This window comes from Hominisplanchenecus murintestinalis (genome assembly GCF_943193015.1).
Taxonomy (GTDB): Bacteria; Bacillota; Clostridia; order Lachnospirales; family Lachnospiraceae; genus Hominisplanchenecus_A; species Hominisplanchenecus_A murintestinalis.
Window position 1 is genome coordinate 15,044 of sequence record NZ_CALPCM010000025.1, and the last position, 22,081, is coordinate 37,124.

Sequence of the window (22,081 nt, forward strand, 5' to 3'; positions counted from 1 at the left end):
TTGTATTTGAAATGAGAGAAAGGAGCTTCTATCATGACTGGAAAACAAAAGTTTCGTATGGGATGCTGGTTTCTGGCGCTGTGGATGTTTGGTTCTGCAATTATGCTTCCTTTTGGCATGGAGCCGGTTTGTGCGGCAGAAGAGGTGCAGAGAACAGATTGGAGCGAAGGAGTAGTGGGTAAACCGGATGCTTTGGCGCCCCAGACCCTTTTAGAGTTACAAAATTCTCTGCCGTCTGAAGTGGCGAAGCTTCCCCGGTATGACAGCCGGAATTATGGCATCGTTCCGCCCGTCAAAGACCAGGGTGGATCGAATATCTGCTGGTGTTACGCCGGGATTACGGCTTCTGAAATTTCCATACATAGAACAGGCATAGATCCAAATGCCAACATCAATACTTTACGTCTCTCACCGGAATTGCTGGCGCAGGTTCGGCATCAGAGGGGGGCAGATCCGCTGAACAATACGAAAGGGGAGAATACGAATCAGGACTGGTATAGCTCTCCGGGAAATACTGCTTATACGCCTGCGCTGTTTGCGCAGTGGTGGGCGCCTGTGCCCGTTGGCGGAAATGCTAATACAGCGTATGAAAACTGTGCGTATCGGCTGGAATCTGCACTGCATTTGTATTCAAGCGGCGCAACGGCTTCCATTTTAAGAGAGCGCATGAAAAAGGCCATTGCGGCATATGGCGCAGTCACCGGTTCTTACAATAACGTCCGTGAGACGTATTTTTATAATCCGAAAAACGAACCTGGCACGGGATCGTATCCTCATGCCTGTACGATTATTGGCTGGGATGATACGATACCTGCCGAAAAATTTTCTCCGGGAGGCGCGTCTCAAAATGGCGGATGGCTTGTCAAAAACAGCTACGACTCCCTTCCTTATTTTTGGCTTTCTTATGACTGCAGCATTTCAAATGCCACATGGGCATTCAGTTATCTTCCCAAAGACGCGTATGATTATAACTATTTCTATGATGCAAGCGCGGAAGATTTTGGGATGAGCTATTCTATGAATGTGACAAGCGGCGCAAATGTGTTTGAAGCAAAAAAAGGCTCTGAAAACGGGACGGAATGGCTCAAAGCAGTCAACGTGGCGTTCCTGGGGGAAAATGTGACGTGTCATGTAAAAGTGTATACCAATCTTACAGATATCAGCCAGCCGGATAGCGGCACACTGTCCGCCGAAAAAACGACGGATGTTCTGGAGCGCCCCGGATATTACACGGTTCATTTAGACCAGCCGGTAGCGCTGACGAAAGGCAGTTCTTTTGCAGTGGTGGCAACGGTGTCAAATGCAGGAAATACGGCACGCCTTCGTTTGTCGCTGGACAAGGGTAAAAGTTATAAAATGTCCAGTTATGGCACATGGGGAAGGCTCAATCAGACGCCGCGCATTAAGGCTTATACAAAAGCAGGCTCGGATATGCCTGTCGATCCTCCTGCGGCGGAGGAAACGCCTGCCGTTGCGATTGATTATGCAGAAGAGACGTTGACAAACTTCATCCGTGGCGGAGTATACGTTATCAATGGAGAAGAGTATGTCATGGCAGATAAAACGACATTGCCAATCTTGCCGAAGTGGATGGGAGGTGCGGTCTCCATTGTAAAGAAAGGAAGCGGCGCGGCAATAAACAGCGAGCCGCAGACGCTGGAAGTTCCGGGCCGTCCAAAGGCTCTGTCCGGTTTGCGGGGAGAAAGCGGGGAGGACAGTGGAAAAATAACGGGGCTGACGCCAAATGGCACATATCAGATATCACAGGGAGAGACGTCTGCATGGACAGACAAAACGGCAAATGCTAATGGAGAAATGACCGGTTTGGCTTACGGTGTATACAAGGTGCGGATCAAGGCGGGCAACGGAAATTTTGCAGGAGAAGCGGCAGCAGTCACCATTCGCAGACCGGCTCATCTGACGGTCGCGGCTCCAGTGTTTCATCCGACCGTCTATGGAGAAAGATATGCGGAAAAAGTTATTTCCCTGTTCAATCAGGGAGACAGTGACATAACAATAGAAAGGATGTCGCTGGAAGGAGAAGGAGCGGATTATTTTACGCTCAATCAGACAGGAAGCGCGATTGTTTTGGCAAATGGAGAAAACGCCGGGTATACCATTTGTCCCTGCGCAAATGCAGACGTGGGAACGTATACGGCAGAGCTTGTCGTAACTTATGACGGAGGGAAACGGGCGTCCGCTCAAGTTGGCTTTACAGTTTCCGCCGCGCCGCAGAATGCGCCTATGCCTCCGGCTGAGAAAGAGAAAACAGAGGGCAGCATAACCTTAGAAAGAATCGAAGACAATGCAAACGGCGCAAAGGCGCAGTATAGCAAAAACGGAGGAAGCACATGGCAGGACAGCCCTGTTTTTTCGGGACTGACGCCAAATACAACATATGCATTTGCGGTCCGCTATAGCGGAACAAAAAACTATATGCCCTCGCCCATCAGCGCCGTGACAGAGATTACAACGGTGAAAAAAGATTTGCCGGAGGGGAATAACCCGCCGGAAGGAAATAACCCGCCGGAAGGAAATAGACCGCCGGAAGGAAATAGACCGCCGGAAGGAAATAGACCGCCGGAAGGAAATAATCCTCCGGAGACAAATAATCCGCCGGCAGATATCGTTTCCCCTGACACGCCGACAAAAGAAGAATTGGAAGAAAGATTTTTCCTTACAGCCATCCATAAAGATAAAAATTATTGTTATAAAGTGTTAAACATCAAAAGAAAAGAAGCGGAGGTGATAGGGGCCAAAAATCCCAAAAGCAAAAAGATTCAGATTCCGGATCAAGTAAAAATCAACGGCGTCAGCTACAAGGTGATATCGGTGGCAAAATCCGCTTTTTCCAACAATAAGAAAGCGGTTTCGGCAACGGTTGGGAAAAATGTAAAGAAAATTGGGAAAGATGCATTTTGGGGATGCAAAAAACTAAAAAAGATTTTCATTAAAACCAAAAAGCTAAAAAGAGTCGGTAAAAACGCATTTCGCGGAATTGCAAGGAGCGCGCAGATAAAAGTCCCCAAAAAGAAGTATGTTGTTTACCGAAAGATGCTAGCGAAAAAAGGACAAAGAAGTACGGTAAAAATCAGATATTAATGAGGGAAAGTAAAGTTTGACAAACTATGGGATATTGCTAATATCGGCGGCCCTCCCTCGGACATACACAAAAGCGAAAAAATGTAGTATACTATTAGTGAAAGACAAGGAAAATCCGCAATCGTTTTTTATACACTGCCTGCGGGCGAATAGAAATGGGAGCTGCCCAAAAGCCCTGGGGCTGGCGGCGGCAGAAGGATGTTTCCTGATGGGTAAAATACAGGTTTTATCGATTGCTTTTCATAAATTTAGCGCATACACGCGGGGTATGCGCTTTACATAACAGAGGTGCGCGGAAGATGAATTATACTTATATCGTAAGATGCTGTGACAACACACTTTATACGGGTTGGACGACAGACCTGGACAGGCGTATGGAAGCGCACAACAGCGGAAAAGGCGCGAAATACACCCGGAGCCGCAGGCCGGTGGAGCTAATCTATGCGGAACGCTTTGATACAAAGCAGGAGGCGATGCGCCGGGAATGGGAAATCAAGCAGCTTTCCAGAGAAGAAAAGCTTCGTCTGGCAGGGAAACAGCCCCCTGGATAGAGGGCTGTTTTTTTGATACTTCAAGCATCCAATATTCTTTATCTTCCCAATGATACGAGGCCACGAGCCGTTTTTCTGCGTTTCTGTACTTCTCCCGCTGATCGGTCAGCACATAGTAAGAATCTGATTTAACAGCTTCTCTGTCAGTGGTGACGACGACTTTATCCAGGTGATAAAAGACAGGCGCGTGAAGCAGGATTTTTTCGCTTGGGACATTTTCTGCAAGCACATACAACTTTTTCCCAGTGTACAGCTCTGCTAAGGTTTCTGACATTTCTGCGGCATAGCGCTGGGAAGTCTGTTTCGCGGTTTCGTTGTTGCGGTGTACAGCGTCCAGGTAGGGCGCGGCGCCCCACAGTTCAGTGAGCAACAGGACAGCGGCAAAAGCAGCAGGAAGGTTTTTTTGCATTTTTCCCGCCCGGAATCGGGTGCCATGCCTGTTTCACGATGACAAGCCATGCCAGAGCGATCGCACCCGCCGGGAGCAGCCAGGTAGTTATGATATTTATCCATCTGTGTTTGAAACGGGGGTTCTTGTGGAACATTACCACGGCTCCCAGTATGACGAACAGAACCGTAAAATAAATTACATACCGCCCTTTGATTTTGGTAAATTCGAGGTAGTTGTAATAAGCCCGCCAGGAATGCCGGGTGACGGCTACGAAAATCGCTCCTGCCAGGCCGCACACGGTTACCCAGAGCTGGTTGTACGCGCTGAAAATCTTTGTGCGTCCGATATCCAGGGCGCGGATAGACTTTACAGCCAGACCCAGGACGGGAGCTGTGATTAGGGCAAAGTAGCCCAGATAATATCCGGCGGAGGTAATCAGCCGGGAGAGCGTAAGCTGCTCAGGGTTCGTCTTGGAGGCGATGGTAAATCCGATGATTTTCTTTAGGCTGTAGCCGCCTTTGATTCCATTGTATACCCAGGGGGAATAAGCCAGGCAGAGAAGGGCTGAAACCAGAAAACCCCGTCCAAGAATCAACTTCCAGCTTTTTCCCAGTTCTTTCTGTTTCATAATCCACACCAGGGCAAAGACCGGGATAATCACCAGCGTAATATGGCGCGTCATAAACAGCAGTCCCAGCGTAATCCCCAGCGCCGCATCGCCGAGGAGTTCCCGTTTGTGTTTCCGCAGAACCAGATAGATGGCGAGCAGGAGCATAGGGAACCAGAGATTTTCACTCATCAGGCACATAGGGGTGATGTACTGGAAAGGAATCACTGCGGAAAAAGCCGCGCAGATTCCGCCGGGCTTCTCGTCCATATATAAACGGCAAATCATATACGTAAATACAGGTACGAAAGAAGAGTAGAAGCTGTTCAGCACTTTCATTGCCACATAATAACGTTCTCCAAACAGATAGGCAGGCATCAGCGACAGCGGGTAGAACAGAGGGTATTGTACGCTGTGATATCCTCCGTTCAAAAGCAGGAGCCGGCTCATCTTTTCATATTTAAATTCGTCAAAAATCAGGGGAAAAGTCCTGTTTTCAATAACTACTGTCAATTTAAATAAAAAGGATACGGAAAACAGGATGAATGGAATCCAGAAATCCATCCGCCGAAATAAATTTTTTCTTTCCATTAGGGGGTGGAAATCTGTAAAATTTGATTAGAAAAATCCTTTTGTAAAGGGACTTCTGTACTCGTTTAAGTACTGGATGTTTTACGTTGCTGTTTCACGGAATGTTGCAGGAGGAAGATCCCAAGGGCAGCGGCGGAGAGTTCCGTAGCGGGAAAAGCAAGCCACAGCCCGGTCATCCCCCAGAGGCGGGACATCACAAATGCCATAGGGAGAATCAGCAGGAATCCCCGCAGAACAGAAAGTATACTGGCAGGACGGGGATTGTCTGTGGATGTACAATATATAGAGAAAATGATATTGCTTCCGGCAAAAACACAGGCGGTAAAGTAAAGCTTCATGCCATCCACGGCAATGGTCTGCAGTGTATGGCTGCCCTCGCTGTTGAAAACGGACGCGAGCCAGTCTGCGCCGAGAAATACGCCGAGATAGACGATTCCGGACAGAAGAATTACCGTATACAGGGCATATTTGAAAACAGACTGTACATTCCTGTCGGTTCCGGCTCCATAGTATCTGCTCAGCAGAGGCTGGATGCCCTGGGCGATGCCTGTATAGAGGGCAATTACCACGATAGACAGGTTGGCGATAATTCCGTAAGCCGCCACGCCGATATTTCCCATCAACCCCAGGATAATAGCATTAAAAGCCATAATAACAATTCCGGAAGAAAGCTCGGTAATCAGCGAAGGTACTCCTGTTGAAAGAATCTGTCCCAGGAGCTGCAGGCGCAGCGGGCGCTTCACAAGGCGGAAGTGGTTTTTTTTCTGAATAAAAAATGTTGACTGGACGGCAAGTCCGATGGCCGGGGCAAATCCCGTGGCAAGCACTGCCCCGAAGATTCCCATGCGGAAAGAGAAGATAAAGACATAGTCCAGAAAAATATTCAAAAAACTTCCCGCCAGCATGGAAACCATGACAAGCCTGGGAGCGCCGTCATTTCGCACAAAACACAATACCATATCGTTCAGCATAAACAGAGGTGAAAATAAAAGCAGAACTTGCAGATAAGTCCTGCACATGGAAAATATAGCGTCATCAGCGCCCAGAATCCGGGTGATGACGTCTGCACCCAAAAGCCCTACAGTGAAGAATACGATAGAAAGAACGCACACAGAAAAAGCAGTGTGGGAAAAAATGAGGTTCATCCTGTCAGTTTGTCCCTGGCTTTTGGCAATGGAATATCTTGTGGCGCCGCCAATACCCAGCATCAGTCCGCTGCCGTGAATGAAGCTGTAAATAGGAATCGCCAGGTTTAGCGCAGCAAGGCCGTTGCTTCCCAGCCCCTTTGCTACAAAAAAGGTATCTGCCAGGATATAACATGAAAGCCCGAGCATTCCGAGGACATTAAAAAATGCATATTTTGTGTATTCTTTGAAACAATTCATAAGTATCTCCTTGTATGCTGCGCCAAAAAAGGCACCGGGAGTCCATATCTTCTAAGGCCTATCGATATGGAACCCAGTGCCTGATATTTTTACCCGGCGGCAAAAATGACACGCGTGTGATTTTGTGGGCAGTATATGACTGCCGGATGATTATTTGAATTGTAGCATAAAGGGGGCGGGAAAGCAAATGTAAATTGTGGTTTGCGGGGGGAGTGCGCGGGGGGAATTTACCGCCTATCCCAGAAGTGTGCGGAGCTATATGGTGAAAAGTGATTGACAAAGAGATATGGATGTGCTTAAATAAACATATGAACAGTTATTCATATGTTTGTCTGGAGATAAGGGAGGTTATTATATTATGAAGAAATTTTTCCAACCAATGGAACATTTGCATGATGATAGCTGCGGCTGCGGACATCATCATGAGCATGAGAAAGAATGTGGGTGCGGCCGTGAACACCATCATGAGCATGAGAAAGAATGTGAGTGCGGCCATGAACACCATCATAAGCATGAAAAAGAATGTGAGTGCGGCCATGAACACCATCATAAGCATGAAAAAGAATGTGAGTGCGGTCATGAACACCATCATGAGCATGGGGAGGAATGTGCGTGCAGCCATGAGCATCGTCACGCTCATGGAGAGGGGCATGTGCATAACCAGCGTCCATATGAGGGAGATGAATCCATCAAGCACGTCTTTATTTTAGAAAATTTAGGGTGCGCGAACTGCGCGGCGAAAATGGAAAGGAAGATTTCGGAGCTGCCGGGGGTGCAGGATGCAGTTATCACATATTCGACGAAGCAGCTCTGGCTTTATGCCAGGGACGGTGCAGAGATGCTTCCGCAAATCCAGGATATCTGCTCTTCGATTGAGTCGGGAGTGAGGGTAGTGACGCGTGATATGATAGCATCCACAGTGAAGAAAGATAAAGAAAGGCAGCAGATGAAAGAGAAAGAGGAAAAGTCCGGGCAGAGAAGAGAGATAGCCGGAATCCTGGCAGGCGCAGCATTTTTTGCTGCGGGTATCGTTTTGGAGAATACGGGCTTCCGTGAGCAGGCGGTACTTCCGGTGTTTGTTATTGCTTATCTGATCCTGGGAGGGAAGGTAATGCTGGAAGCGGTCAGGAATATTGGAAAAGGACAGATTTTCGATGAAAATTTCTTGATGAGCCTTGCTACAATCGGAGCATTTGTGATCCGGGAGTACCCGGAAGCGGTGGGAGTGATGCTGTTTTACCGCGTGGGAGAGTTTTTTGAGGATTTGGCAGTGAGGAAGAGCCGCGGGCAGATTATGGATGCGGTGGATATGCGCCCGGAGGTCGTGAATCTGGTGCAGGAGGAAGAAATAAGGATTATAGGTGCGGAGGAAGCCAAAATAGGAGACGTGCTTCTGGTGCGGCCAGGAGACAGGATTCCGCTGGACGGCGTGGTGGTTGAAGGAGAAAGCCGTATCGATACCTCACCCATTACAGGAGAGCCGGTTCCTGTAAAGGCAGAGACAGGCGATAAAGTACTTTCCGGATGCGTGAACACTTCCGGCCAGTTAAAGATCCGTGTGGAAAAACCACTTTCGGAATCTATGGTGACGAGAATTTTGAATTCCGTGGAGAACGCGGCGGCAAGCAAGCCGCAGATGGAGCGTTTTATTACGAAGTTTGCCCGTGTCTATACGCCGGTAGTGATTGTTTTGGCTTTGGGCACGGCAGTTCTGCCGTCGTTGGTAACCGGGAATTGGAATTACTGGATTTATACGGCGCTGTCATTTTTGGTAATGAGCTGTCCGTGCGCGCTGGTTCTGAGCGTCCCGCTTTCTTTTTTCTCAGGAATCGGCGCAGGCTCTAAAAAGGGGATTCTCTTCAAAGGCGGCGTGGCGCTGGAAGCGCTGAACCATGTAAAAGCTGTCGTTATGGATAAGACGGGAACGATTACGAAAGGAAACTTTGTGCTCCAGAAAATCGTGAGCGCCGGACGGATGACAGAGGAGGAACTGTTGAAAATCTGCGCAAGCTGCGAGCAGAATTCTACACATCCGATAGGAATCGGTATCACAGCGGCGGCAAAGGAAAAGGGACTGGAGCTGGAAAGTCCTGCAGAGCTGGAGGAGATTGCGGGACATGGCATACGTGCGGAGATTTTGGGAAGTGAAGTACTCTGTGGAAACAGGAAGCTGATGGAGAAATATAAAGTTTCCCTGAAAGAATATAAAAATGATGCCTATGGGGCGGAAGTGCTGGTTGCGATTGACGGGAAATATGCGGGATATCTGCTGATTTCCGATACGATAAAGGAAGATGCGAAAAGCGCAGTCCAGAGACTGAACCGCCAAGGGATTTTTTCAGTCATGCTGACAGGAGATGCGCAGGGAAGCGCGCAGGCAGTGGCTTCAGAAGTGGGGATTGACGAAGTCCACGCAAAGCTTCTTCCTCAGGATAAGCTTACAGAGCTGCAGAAAATCCGTGCGGAGAAAGGCGAGGTCATGTTCGTAGGAGATGGAATCAACGACGCCCCGGTGCTGGCAGGCGCGGACGTAGGAGCGGCTATGGGAAGCGGAGCCGACGCCGCGATAGAAGCTGCCGATGTGGTATTTATGACGTCGGGGATGGAAGCGATTCCCCAGTCTATTGCTATTGCAAAGTACAGCTGCCGAATTTCCAGGCAGAACGTGGTCGTTGCACTGGCAGTTAAAGTGCTTGTCATGATTCTGGGACTTTGCGGGTTTGCATCCATGTGGGCGGCGGTATTTGCGGATTCAGGGGTTGCGATGATTTGCGTGCTGAATTCGGTGCGGGTGCTGTATAAGAAATAGGGTAAAAGCAGCTTGTGCAAGAAATTATGTGAATCAAAATAAAATATAGTAATGGCATTAGGGCATATAGAAATTGAAAATCTATATGCTCTATTTTACGATGAAATACTTAGAATATGAAAAACAGGGAAAAAGGGGAAAGTGATAATAAACAGAATACTAATTTGGGAAAAACATAATGTAAAAATTTCCCCTGTCAAAATGATTGAAATCTTTTTTAATATATATTATATTTACAGATAAATCAAAAAAAGCCGTGTACAAAATAATAAAGACAGATACAGTTGAGTATTCAAAAGTTTCAAACAAGAAAACTGCCTCTGTGAAGATACCAGATAAAGTAAAATTGAATGGCAAGACATATAAAATCACGTCAGTAGGCAAAGGGGTGTTCCAGAACTGTAAGAAACTAAAAAGCGTTGTCATCGGAAAGAACGTGACGGCCATTGGGATGAAAGCTTTTAGCGGATGTAAAGCATTGAAAAAAATCACCATTAAATCTACGAAGCTGAAAAAGGTCGGAAAAAACGCTTTCAAAAAAATCTATGCAAAAGCAGTTATCAAAGCGCCAAAAGCGAAAAGGAAAGCCTACCGGAAACTGCTCAGAGCCGGGGGCGCGGGTTCGAAAGTAAGGATAAAATAGAAGAATACAGGGAAATGTAAGCGGCAGACAGGGAAAGACCTGTCTGCCGTATTTCGTCCTGCGGGGAAACTCTTATACAATAAGATGCGTATTAAAAAGTTTTAGTGAAAAAATTGTGTTTTCTATGGAAAAGTAAGTACGGATTGGTTATAATGAAAAAAAGGTCTTTTGGATGCTTTGGCTTGAAGAAACGGAAGGTATGGACGGTGAAAATGGGAGGAAGTGATTCTATGGCAAGAACTGTGGCAATCGGGCACCAGGATTTTGAACAGGTACGGGAGAACGACTGGTTTTACATTGATAAGACGAATTTTATAAAAGAATGGTGGGGCAGAGGAGACAGCGTGACCCTGATTGCCCGGCCGAGACGGTTCGGAAAGACGCTGAATATGAGTATGACGGAACAGTTCTTTTCTGTGGACTATGCGGGGCGGGGAGATTTGTTTAAGGGGCTTTCTGTCTGGGAAGATGAGAAGTACAGAAAGCTTCAGGGGACGTACCCGGTTATCAGCCTTTCTTTTGCGAATGTGAAAGAGCAGGATTTTCAGCGTACAAAGGAGTGTATCTGCCGGATTTTGGAGGATTTGTACAATAAGAAAGCTTTTTTGCTGGAAGGGAATCTTCTGACGGAAAACGAAAAGGCTTATTTCAGGAATATAACCGGGAATATGGGAGAAGTGGACGCAGTATGGGCAATTCACAAAATGTCGAGTTTCCTAAGCCGCTATTACGGAAAAAAGGTCATCATCCTCCTGGACGAGTATGATACGCCGCTGCAGGAAGCATATGTGGGCGGATACTGGGAGGAGATGACAGAGTTTATCCGTGGGCTTTTTAATTCCACGTTCAAGACAAACCCTTATCTGGAGCGGGCGGTTATGACCGGGATTACCAGAGTGAGTAAGGAATCTATCTTTTCAGATTTGAATAACCTGAAAGTGGTAACAGTTACATCCAATGAATATACGGACAGCTTTGGGTTTACGGAGAAAGAGGTCTTTTCTGCCCTGGATGAGTACGGGATGCCTGAAAGAAAAACGGCGGTAAAGCAGTGGTATGATGGTTTCACATTCGGAAAGGTTACGGATATTTATAACCCGTGGTCTATCCTGAACTATCTGGATACAGGGAGGCTGGCGGCTTACTGGGCAAACACCAGCTCAAACAGCCTTGCAGGGAAACTAATCCGCGAGGGGGATAAGCGAATAAAAACTTCTTTTGAGAATTTGATGCAGGGGAAATCTTTGCGCGTAGAAATAGATGAGCAGATTGTGTACAGCCAGCTGGGAAGCGACGGACAGGCAATCTGGAGCCTCCTGCTTGCCAGCGGCTATCTGAAAGTGAAACGGTTTGATGCTTACGAGACGGAGTTTGGGGAATGGAAAGAAGAGTATGAGCTGGAGCTGACGAACTTTGAAGTAAAGACCATGTTCCAGGGGATGGTGCGCAGATGGTTCGGGTGTGTTTCTTCCGACTATAACGATTTCATCAAAGCGCTTCTGGCAGATGATATCAGGGCAATGAACGGTTACATGAACCGGGTGGCGCTGGCGACGTTCAGTTATTTTGATACCGGGAAAAATCCGTCCAGTGAAGAACCGGAGCGTTTTTACCACGGCTTTGTACTGGGGCTGATGGTGGATTTAAACGATAAATATATCCTTACTTCCAACAGGGAAAGCGGCTTCGGCAGGTATGACGTGATGCTGGAGCCGAGGAAAAAGGAGGACGACGCCATCCTCATAGAGTTTAAAGTGCAGGATACGGAGGAGGAAAAGGGGCTTTCCGACACCGTCCAGGCGGCGCTGAGACAGATAGAAGAAAAAGATTACGCCGCCGCGCTCCGGGCGAAGGGAATCCCGGAGGGGAGGATACGGAAATACGGGTTTGCATTCCGGGGGAAAGAAGTACGGATTGGAAGCAAAATAGATGAAAAATGTGTTTAAGGGAATCCTATGAGAGGTAAAGTACCAAAATAGAATTTAGAAGCTTTTTGCTATAGAAGTACTTTCCATGTATTAAATATTTAAGTTTTCCGAGATAAACGCATGAAAGAATTATACATACTCTTTTTTGATATAATCGCAAATGCAGACCGCTGGGTGGAATCGAGAATGTTTGAAAAGGAACATGAAGATTTTTAGCAGAATAGAAAAACAAATTTACAAATAGCCTCCTGTATAATGATATATAAGCGCTATAAATAAGGCAATCCGCTTATTTGTATGCTGTAAAAAGTGAAGGGAGCGCCAATGTATGGTATTTAGTTCGATTCTGTTTTTATGGGTATTGTTACCGGTAGTTCTGGCTGCCTATTATCTTCCGCAATTTTGTGGTAAAGCCGGGAGCTGCCTGAAGTTTCAGAATTTTATTCTGGTAGTATTCAGTTTATTTTTTTATGCCTGGGGAGAACCGAGATATATCCTTCTGATGTTACTTTCAGTGTTGATTAATTACAGCTTCGGGCTGCTGATTGAAAGGAAACAGCAGAAGCTTTTGATGCTGGTTATTTGTGTGGCGGCGAATCTGCTGATTCTGGGGTATTTTAAATATTTTAATTTCTTTGTTGAAATCTGGAACGGGCTGGCGGGGAGTACGGTACAACTTTCTGTACGGACGGCAGCCCTTCCCATCGGGATTTCTTTTTATACGTTCCAGGCTCTTTCTTATGTGGTGGATGTGTACCGAAAAGAAAACCGGGCGCAGAAAAATTTCCTGCATATGATGCTGTATATTTCGTTTTTTCCCCAGCTTATTGCCGGTCCCATTGTGAAGTATCATGATATTGAACAGCAAATAGAAAACCGTAAAACGACCCTGTCAGGGTTCTCGTATGGAATTAAGCGTTTTATTATGGGACTGGGAAAAAAGGTGATTTTGGCCAATACGTTTGCGGAGGTTGTAGACCTTGTATTTACGGATCATCCGATGAACGCTTCGCGTCTTCTGCTCTGGGGTACAGCCGTCCTTTACATGCTGCAGATTTATTTTGATTTTTCCGGTTACTCAGACATGGCGGTTGGATTGGGCAGGATGTTCGGCTTTTCGTTCCAGGAAAATTTTCTGCTGCCCTATACGGCGGTTTCTATTCGGGATTTCTGGCGGAAATGGCATGTTTCTCTTTCCAGCTGGTTCCGTGAGTATGTCTATATTCCGCTTGGCGGAAACCGCAAGGGGACGGCGCGTACATATATCAATCTGATTATCGTATTTTTTCTCACCGGTATCTGGCATGGCGCCGGGTGGACGTTTATTCTTTGGGGATTTTACCACGGCTTTTTTAATATTCTGGAGCGGTGTTTTCTGGGGAAATGGATGGGGAAAGGAAAGTGGAAGATTCTGGAGCGCGGCTACACCCTTTTTGTGGTGTTAATCGGCTGGGTGATTTTCCGCGCGCCTGATTTTTCCTATGCGCTGGACTATATCCGCTATATGTTTGTTCCTCATGAAAGCGTCCTGCGTATCGAAAGGTTTTTTGATACAAAGCTGATACTGTACATGGTGATAGCGATCCTGGGAAGCGGTATGATCCAGAGTATGCTTAAGCGGAAAAAGATTCGGATTGCGGGAGACAGCGGGATTTCCCTGGTGGGAATGGCCGGCTATATGGCCGTGCTGTGGATTTCCCTGATGCTTCTGGTGAATGATACATATAATCCATTTATTTATTTTCGATTTTAACTTCAAGAAATAATGAGGACAAGCTTATGAAGAAAAAACTTTTTATCGCACTGTTTATCCTAAGCCTTATCGTCCCGCCTGCAAGTTTTTTGCTGGTAAAAGATTGGATTGATACGGAAAATTATGAAAACCGTACGCTGGCTTCTTTTCCGCGCCTGGCGTGGGATAATTTTGAGCAGATTCCGGGAGAATTTGAGGAATTTCTCAATGACCATGCGCCGTACAAAAATTTTTTTGTTAAGTTAAATACCAAGCTGGAAAAGAAACTCTTTGGTGCGGTTTCCGTGGGGTCGGTTACGGTAGGTACGGATAACTGGCTGTTTTATACGGTGGATGCAGAGGGAGAAGACGCGCTGTCGGATTATCAGCATCTAAACATCTATACAATGGAGCGGCAGGAGGAAATTTCAAAGAATATTCAAAGCGTTGTTTTAGGAATGGAGAAGCGGGGAATTCGTTTTTATGTGTTTGAAGCGCCCAGTAAAGAACGCATTTATGGAAAATATATGCCCGAAAGTATTGATGTTTATGGGCCAAAATCCCGCCTGGATATCATCATTCCCAAACTGCAGGAACAAGGGCTTCCGGTGTATGATTTGGCGGATTCACTAAGAAAATATGCCGAGGATTATCAGGTCTTCTATAAATATGATACGCATTGGAATATGCTGGGGGCGTTTATTGCCAGCCAGCAGATTGCAGAAGTTCTTCTTGGCGAAAGCGTTTCCTTAGAGGAAGTGAATATTTTACCCGGAGCCGAAGTTTCGGGGGATATGGCTTCGATGTTGAATATGGTGAATGAATTTCATGACGATACGGACTTTATGATCGAAGGCTATCTGCCGGAGATTACAGTTGAGAAAATTGAATCCCAAGAAAATAAAGATTCCGGAATCCAGGTTTTCAAATCCAATTCGTCAAATAAGCGGACGCTGCTTGTGATTGGGGATTCTTTCAGTAACGCCATGACCTCTTACCTGCCCCAGCTTTACCAGACGGCTGTTTTTTCTACCTTCAAATCTTATACGCCGGAACTGTTTTCGCAGTATGATGTGGATGACGTGGTTTATCTGAACGCCGAGCGCAACCAGCGTTATTTCGAACAGATTTCTACTGTGCTGGAGGGGGAGTTTAAGGGTCCTTTTTAGAAATTGCGGGAGAGGGACGGCAGTACTGGCTGTTGAACGTGTTAGAAAATAAAGGAGCTGTTGCAAAACGCGGATTATCTACAGTATATAGGCAAGACCTGTATCGTCTAAGTGCCATATCCTTGTATATATAGCGGCTATTTTACAACAACTCCTTCGTTTCACCTGTTTTGTTGTTTTCAGAGATGATTTCTGGCTCTATGTGATTTTCAGTTTCATTTTTGCTTTTTTGTTACTTCCGTCAGTAGATACCGCTGTAATCGTGACAGTCTTTCCTTTTCCGGCTTTCGTTGTCTTAACGATGCCCTTCTGATTGACCGTGGCATATTTGGTGTTTGAACTGCTCCATGTCAACGTCCTGTTTACAGTTCCCTTGCCTGTGGTCTTGATTTTGGCTTTGAGTTTTACTGCTTTTCCGGCTTTGGCTTTTTTTGCGGGGGCAGAAAGTTTAATGCTCTTGACTGCCCTTTTCATAATCTTAATTTTATAAACTGCCGTCTTCTTGCTGCCGTCTGCTGCAGCGGCTGTTACCGTAACAGTTTTGCCTATGCCGGCTTTCTTTAGCTTAATGACCCCTGCCTGGCTGATTGACGCATATTTTGTATTGCTGACGCTCCAGGTTACTGTTTTATTTGCTGTCTGTTCAGGAAGGATGGAGGCTGTCAGTTTTACTTTTTTACCTGCCGCGAGTTTCTTTGATGGGGCATGGATGGAAATGGACGCTGCCTGTACAGGTTTGGGTGGCTCTGCTTTCTTTATAACAAGGTTCTTTAACGCTGCGTGCAGCTCTGCTTCTGCCGCTTTTACTTCTTCTGCGGAGGCTTCCTTATTGTTCAGCACGGCTGTTACCTTCGCCAAAACTTTCTGAAATTCTGCCCAGCTCTCCGGCGTATAATTGGTTTCCTGAAGATTTTTTGCCTGCTCAATGGCTGCATGCAATTCTTTTTTGTCAGCAATCTCCGGTTTTTTCAAGAATTTAGCTTTTATTGTAACATTTCCTAACGGCATAACAAACACGCCGTCTTTGACTGCTGTTCCATTTACACTTTCTTCTGTATAATATTTTAGACTTTCCTCTGCAAGCTCATATCCCGCGTCCGCAACGGCAAAAACCGTAACCGTTTCCCCCGGGGATGCAATCGGATTTGTAATAAAAATGTTTCCGTTTTCCGATTGTTCCGCAGATACATAAAAACTGCCGCTAAGTGTAATTGCTCCAAGATTAAAATTACCCCAGGTTCCATCGTATAAAGTATCGTTGCTGATTTCCACATGCAGATGTGAATCCGCATCTTTTAGAAGATATTCCATGGAAATCATGCCGTATTTTGCCGGCTCGCTGTTTGCCTGTGCGCCTGTGTCAAAAAATTGTGTATATTCTTTTCGTGTCTGCCCGTCTTTTACTACAGAAGCGTTTATTTTCACTTTTGCAGCCCATGCGCCAAGGTGAATCCCCACAGTCTGTTTTCTTGCAGAATACGGAAGATCAAACGTAATGCCGTTTCCGGCCTTTTCAAAGACAATTCCCTTGCTGTAATTGCCTGCGGCATTGTTCGTTCCGTCTGTAAAGGAAAACATTGTATTGGAAGAATTCGGATTTAACTTTGTAACTGCCTGGATAGCAGAAAGGTTTGCAATGCCTCTGCCTCCGGTCTTTTTTTCAATCTGTTCCAAATCTGTGACAGTAAACAGATTCCAGTCAACAGCTCCTTCCTCTGTAAGATTCACTGATTCCGGCGCAGTATGTGTCCCGAATACGACTTGTGAATCTTCTGCTTCCGGAATAGGAATGCTCTCTTCTGTCTCTTTTATCGTTAGAGCCTGAAGCGCCGTTACGCATCCGCCCCATTGTCCCAAATCGTTGCTGCAGTACAGTTTTGCAGTTATTTTGTCTGAAGCAGACGGGACTTTATAAGTAATGACAAATTCCTGCCCCGCCATTCCTGAAGAGTCGTCTTTTCCAAATGTCCCAGAATAGAAAACCGTATTGTTTACCGCTATCTCAAGCGTCACATCACCTCCCCAGGCATTTGCATAAAATTTTGCCTCTTGCATCTTGTCGCTGTATGGAAGTTCCAGTGTAAATCCGTCATGCAAGCTTCTTGCACTGATTCCTGAACGGTCTACCGGAGTTCCCGTACCGTCTGTCGATTCAAAAGAAAATGTACCGTCATTGATTTTTCCGTCTATGCCATCGATTACTTGAAAATTCTTAATCTTTGTCTCTGCCTGCTCTTTTCGGATGTAATTTTCCGTGCTCTCGCTGTGGAACTGTGCCCAATCCACTGTTCCTTCCGCTGTCAGGTTTATCGTTCCGGATGTGAGTTCTCCCTTTTTACCGGACACATAAGGTATCGCATTTGCAGCCATTGCTTTTACAACGGCAGGAACTGTGATTTTTATCGTTTTTCCTCCGCAGGAAGCGTCTGCTTTCAGTACTGTTGTGATGTCAGGGAGCGGGAGAACCGGATTTGCTACGCTTCCGTTATTTCGCAGTCCGTACTTTGACAAATGGCTGTCGCTTGAAAATATGAATTTTGTTCCATATGTCGGGCCTTTTACGTCAAAATTCAAATTACTTATGATATTGGAGAAATCGGTGTTTCCATTCAGCACTTTTTCCTGAACTTCCAGCCAGTCATAGTATGCCCGCTGTGCGTCCGTGCGCTTTACTTCCTCTGGAATTTCAGAGACGCTTTCGGAATTTGCAGACTCCGTGCCGTCTTTGATACCCGTAACCAACACATCATATCGTTTATAATTGGAAAGCCCTTCTAGTTTACATGGGAGCGTTTTTGTATTTTTTACATTCCAGGAAGTGTTGTCTGCTGTTTTATAGTAGACACGGTAGCTGTCATAAGAAATGCCTTCCGGTGCGGACGCATGGACCAAAAGTGCAGTATTTTCTGATTCTGCTTTCACCTGTACAGGGGCTTCCAGGACTTTACTGCCGCCGTTTTCCAAAACGATAGCCTTTAAGCTTATTTCTCCCTGTTCTTTTCCATCCTGTTTCATGGTAACCGTAACCATCATGTCTGTATCTTTTGAGGCGCAGTTTGGTATTTCTACCGCATAGACCGTCTCTTCCCCGGAGCCTTTTAATTCTGCTGTTTTCGTCACTTCAGAAGCGTCCAGCAGGTCAGCTTCCACTTTGGCAGTGCCGTTTTTTACACCGATGAGAGCTTTGGCTGTCTGCATCGTATTTGATGCGGGAACCATAAACATAAATCCTTCCGAGCCGTGTGGAGACGTTGTCTTTGAATATTCTTTTGCATTCTCTGAGCCAAGCGCACGCATTACTTTGCTGTCTCTTAAACTGGTGGGATATTTGCTGTTTGTCCGATGATATCCGACGGTATTCACATTAAAGATTTTTTTGTTTCCTTTTTCAATCTGATTTGGAAGCCCATCCGCCCGGGGGGAAGTCCCTTCATCTCCAAACAGTATGGCGCTGTCAGCAGCGTCTATCTGTTCTGCCGTAAAAGATGCATCTGCGCGTTTGTTTGGACGGATGCCAAGATAAGTCTCATTTCCGTCTGCCCCGTCAATGGAATACTCATGATTTCCGGCTGCCACCTGTATGGTTTGTGATTTTCCGCCGACTTTTACGCGGAGTTCAAAATCATGGTCTGCCTTTACCGTAAGCGTTGCCCCTGAGGTATCATTCATCCGTTCGCTGCATGAAAGATTTACAAAGTTTTCACCGTCTGCGCCGTTAAAATAGAGATTGTCCACGCCGAACGCCTCCGTAAGCTTAATATCCCATTCAATGGCGTTTTCATTTCCTTTTATAGTAATGCCTACAATATTTTCAATCACAGAACCGATTCCGAGCGCTCCTGCCCATCCTACAAAATTTGATCTGGAAGGCTGCGTATCCAAATGTTCTGTTGAACCCGGAATCGAGTATTCCGAAGAATAATTTTCCCAAAGCGTATGCAGAAATTTGCCGTACCTGTCATATGCCCCATTGACGCAGACCTCTGCAAGCGCGTTGGTATGGCGTACCGCTTCTTTAAATGCCAGTTCGTCATATCCATAATTCTGCAGGCCTTTAATCCACTGATAGGAAGTCGGAGACCATATCGCCCCGTTCCAGTATCCTCCTGTGGGCTTAAATGTACTGTAATCATAGCATACGGTAGCAAGTCCGTTTGGACGGAACATCTTATTGGAATTTAAAACATATTCTTTAATCATGCGGTCTGCCTGTTCCTTTGTGGCCACGCCCGCCGCAAGAGCCCACAGGCCTGTCGGCGTTGCAATATTTGTAAATTCACCCGTCGATGCATTCATATTAAAGAAAAAGCTTCCGTCTTCCGACCATAATTTTTCCCGTACGAGCTGCTTTAAATCCGCTTCCTCTCTCTGGTATTTCTCTTTCATCTCCTGGTATTTTGTCCGGTCTGCTGGTGTAAGCGTTTCATCCTTTGCAAGGATTTCCTCTAAAATCCTGACAAGGTAATGTGCAGCCTGTACCTGCTGGATGGACATATCGTTTGCCGCCTGTCCCCATCCGTTCCAATCCTGGTTTGGCGTATTGTCAAGTCCGTTTCCCTGTCCATTTGAAACATACAGCCCTTTGGCCGGACCAGACTTGTGCGTTCTTGTTCTCTTTATAAACTGCCAGTACGCATCCAGCCTGTCAATGATTGCTTTTTCTTTGACTTTTTTCGTAAAACGTGAAAGATCTCCGTGAATCTGATACTGTTCCCATTCTGCCCAGGCAAACATCGGCGGATTGATGGCGTCTACCGTCAGATAATTGCTGTAACTTAACTGTCCGTTGCTTTGGTTGATTCTTCGGCAAATGTAACCATCCGAATCATCCTCTGCATCCGTCTGATGGTAATAGAAATTGTCCATGGAATTTAATGTTGGGAATTCGTGGATGCCGTATTTATCAAACATCATCATAAACAGTGTATCCCACTGAAAAATAGTTTCATCAAAAGCTTCGTCCACATAGTAAGACGTCGTGTCATCTGTTGTCAGTTCAGGATTCAGAGCCTTTGTAATCGGCGTAATATTGCTTTTATGGCTGTTCCAGGCAGTCTGATACAGCGTTTCCCAATCCTTGTGTTTGGAAAAATGTACCTTCGGAAGCCGTTCCATATCAATGACATAGCCGCCGGCGACTGTTTCCGGCGCGGCAGATACGGGCAGAGAAGTGAACGCTGCCGCTCCTGCCAATGTTATGGCTATTATGTTTGGAGCCAGTTGTTTCATTCTTTTTAACATCTTTTTTCACCCTTTCTTTCATTCATGATATTTTCTTGGAATCTTTAGCCTTCATATAAGGCTTTCAGACACGGCATGCTTTTCGCATTCCTTTTCGCTATGAAAGCTTATCTGCCAGAGTTTCACATGGAAAAGCTTCTGCTGGATTTTGCTCTTGACGCGCTGCCTTGCCTATGGGTACTGCAGGCGCGAGGACATTTTATTATAGAGATGATTGCACCATAGATGATAGCGTCCCCATTTACAGAAGGGGCTTATGAATAAAAAGCTGGGTAGGAAACTGCCCTTTTCTGCACAATATACAGTTACTATTATTATACGTATAGGTCTGGTTTAAGTCAATCATTTGCTGAGGGGCTTTTAGTGCAAACCCATTGATAATTTTTAACGCAAAAGGTATAATGCTATTACAAACGCATGTAAAACAACTTCAATATGTTGGCGGGGATAGACAACTATTGAAACAGAAGAAAATATTTGAATGCGTTTTTGATAAGGAGCAGTTTCATGAAAATAAAAAATCGTACGCGTGTCGGATTGGCAGCTATATTATTTTTTATCATACTTTTACCATGCAGAGTTTCTGCCGCCACGCCGCTTAGCGCCCACGGCAGGCTGTCTGTGAAGGGAACGAATCTGGTGGACGCGAAGGGAAGGGTATTTCAGATGAAAGGCGTCAGCACCCACGGACTGTCCTGGTTTCCGGAGTATGTATCTAAGGAAGCGTTTCAGAATCTGCGCGACTCTTGGGGGGCGAATGCCGTCCGGCTGGCTATGTATACAGCAGAATACAACGGCTACTGCACTGGAAACGCCGGAAACAGAAAGGCTTTGAAGAAGCTTATCCATACCGGGGTAGAAGCGGCTTCTGATTTGGGGATGTATGTGATTATTGACTGGCATATATTGAGCGATGGGAATCCGAATACTTACAAAAAGGAGTCGCTTGCTTTTTTTAAGGAGATGGCGAAAAAATACAAGGCGTATAAAAATGTCATTTACGAAATCTGCAACGAGCCGAATGGAGGCACGGACTGGGGGCAGATAAAGTCCTATGCAGAAACTGTCATAAAGGAAATACGTAAGATTGATAAAAATGCGGTTATCCTGGTGGGGACGCCTAACTGGTCGCAGGATGTGGATATTGCGGCGGCAAATCCGCTGAAAGGCTATAAAAATATCATGTATACGCTGCATTTTTATGCGGATACCCACAGGGAAACGTATCGTGAAAAAGCGAAAAAGGCGCTTGAAGCGGGAGTGCCTCTGTTTGTCAGTGAATTCGGAATCTGTGATGCTTCCGGGAACGGTGCGGTTAATCAGAAAGAAGCGGACAAATGGATGAAACTGCTGAATACATATGGAGTCAGCTATATGGCATGGAACCTTTCAAATAAAGCGGAATCCAGTTCACTTTTAAAAAGCAGCTGCCAGAAGAAATCAGGCTGGACGGAATCGGACTTGTCTAAATCGGGGAAGTGGCTGGTAAGCGCCATGAAAGGAAAACTGGGCGGAACATCAAATGTGAAGCCTGCTGGAAAACCCAAACCTGCCCCGCGGCCAAAGCCTGAAAATCCGAAGCCTGCCGGAACGAAAGCTTCCAGGAAGTCCTGCCGGGCAAGTGTGAAAAAGGATGGTTCGTGGCAGGATGGAAACCGTTGGTGCGCGCTATATCGGGTATCTTTGTCAAACCGCGGAAAAAAGGCAGTGTCCCGCTGGAAAGTTCGGGTAACTTTCAAATATCCGGTGAAAAAGAGCCGGCAGTGGAATGGGAAATGCATTTGCCAGGGAAAAAGCATGACGATTTCCCCGGTTTCATGGAATAAAAAGGTTCTGGCGAAGGCGAAAGTGGACGGTATTGGATTTATTGTCAGTTCGCCGCGGAAGGACAATAAAGTGGTTTCGGTGAAAATTTTATAAAGAGTTATTAGG

12 protein-coding genes are annotated in these 22,081 nt (G+C 46.0%); 8 read left to right on the forward strand and 4 right to left on the reverse strand.

From position 1 onward, the window contains the following. The first annotated feature begins 33 nt into the window (after positions 1-33). Both NFR99_RS09655 and NFR99_RS09660 read left to right on the forward strand, forming a co-directional pair. A complete protein-coding gene (locus tag NFR99_RS09655) occupies positions 34-3,102 on the forward strand; it encodes a lectin like domain-containing protein (RefSeq protein ID WP_251353497.1) in 3,069 nt (1,022 codons plus the stop codon). Positions 3,103-3,401: 299 nt separating this feature from the next. Beyond that, entirely contained in the window at positions 3,402-3,653 is a 252-nt protein-coding gene (locus tag NFR99_RS09660; protein ID WP_135976079.1) for a GIY-YIG nuclease family protein, read from the forward strand. On the opposite strand, the gene NFR99_RS09665 is transcribed toward NFR99_RS09660, so the two are convergent. The 3 genes from NFR99_RS09665 to NFR99_RS09675 form a co-directional block, all read right to left on the reverse strand. After that, positions 3,595-4,062 (reverse strand): hypothetical protein, encoded by a 468-nt coding sequence (locus NFR99_RS09665; RefSeq protein ID WP_251353498.1) that lies wholly within the window; start codon positions 4,060-4,062, stop codon positions 3,595-3,597. The genes NFR99_RS09660 and NFR99_RS09665 overlap by 59 nt on opposite strands. Further along, positions 4,013-5,215, reverse strand: a complete 1,203-nt coding sequence (locus tag NFR99_RS09670; protein ID WP_251353499.1) for a hypothetical protein — start codon at positions 5,213-5,215, stop codon at positions 4,013-4,015. Before NFR99_RS09670 ends, NFR99_RS09665 begins: the two co-directional genes overlap by 50 nt. A gap of 92 nt (positions 5,216-5,307) precedes the next feature. Then, positions 5,308-6,627 carry an MATE family efflux transporter gene (locus NFR99_RS09675; protein ID WP_135976081.1) on the reverse strand — a complete coding sequence of 440 codons (1,320 nt, stop codon included), beginning with the start codon at positions 6,625-6,627 and terminating at the stop codon, positions 5,308-5,310. 358 nt (positions 6,628-6,985) lie between these two features. On the opposite strand from NFR99_RS09675, the gene NFR99_RS09680 reads away from it, so the two are divergent. From NFR99_RS09680 to NFR99_RS09700, 5 genes are all read left to right on the forward strand, one after another. Next, positions 6,986-9,436: a heavy metal translocating P-type ATPase gene (locus NFR99_RS09680; RefSeq protein WP_251353500.1), complete on the forward strand. Its 2,451-nt coding sequence runs from the start codon at positions 6,986-6,988 to the stop codon at positions 9,434-9,436. Between the two features lie 322 nt (positions 9,437-9,758). Next, positions 9,759-10,079 carry a leucine-rich repeat protein gene (locus tag NFR99_RS09685; RefSeq protein WP_158604859.1) on the forward strand — a complete coding sequence of 107 codons (321 nt, stop codon included), beginning with the start codon at positions 9,759-9,761 and terminating at the stop codon, positions 10,077-10,079. Between the two features lie 230 nt (positions 10,080-10,309). Then, positions 10,310-12,025: an AAA family ATPase gene (locus NFR99_RS09690; protein ID WP_135976096.1), complete on the forward strand. Its 1,716-nt coding sequence runs from the start codon at positions 10,310-10,312 to the stop codon at positions 12,023-12,025. A gap of 310 nt (positions 12,026-12,335) precedes the next feature. Then, positions 12,336-13,760: an MBOAT family O-acyltransferase gene (locus tag NFR99_RS09695; RefSeq protein ID WP_251353501.1), complete on the forward strand. Its 1,425-nt coding sequence runs from the start codon at positions 12,336-12,338 to the stop codon at positions 13,758-13,760. Between the two features lie 26 nt (positions 13,761-13,786). Beyond that, positions 13,787-14,908 carry an alginate O-acetyltransferase AlgX-related protein gene (locus NFR99_RS09700; protein WP_251353502.1) on the forward strand — a complete coding sequence of 374 codons (1,122 nt, stop codon included), beginning with the start codon at positions 13,787-13,789 and terminating at the stop codon, positions 14,906-14,908. A 198-nt stretch (positions 14,909-15,106) separates the two neighbouring features. Here NFR99_RS09700 and NFR99_RS09705 read toward each other — a convergent pair whose 3' ends face one another. Then, complete coding sequence (locus tag NFR99_RS09705) at positions 15,107-20,149, reverse strand: MGH1-like glycoside hydrolase domain-containing protein (RefSeq protein WP_251353503.1); 5,043 nt, start codon at positions 20,147-20,149, stop codon at positions 15,107-15,109. Positions 20,150-20,656: 507 nt separating this feature from the next. Here NFR99_RS09705 and NFR99_RS09710 point away from each other — a divergent pair. Next, a complete protein-coding gene (locus tag NFR99_RS09710) occupies positions 20,657-22,069 on the forward strand; it encodes a cellulase family glycosylhydrolase (RefSeq protein WP_251353504.1) in 1,413 nt (470 codons plus the stop codon). Positions 22,070-22,081 lie beyond the last annotated feature (12 nt).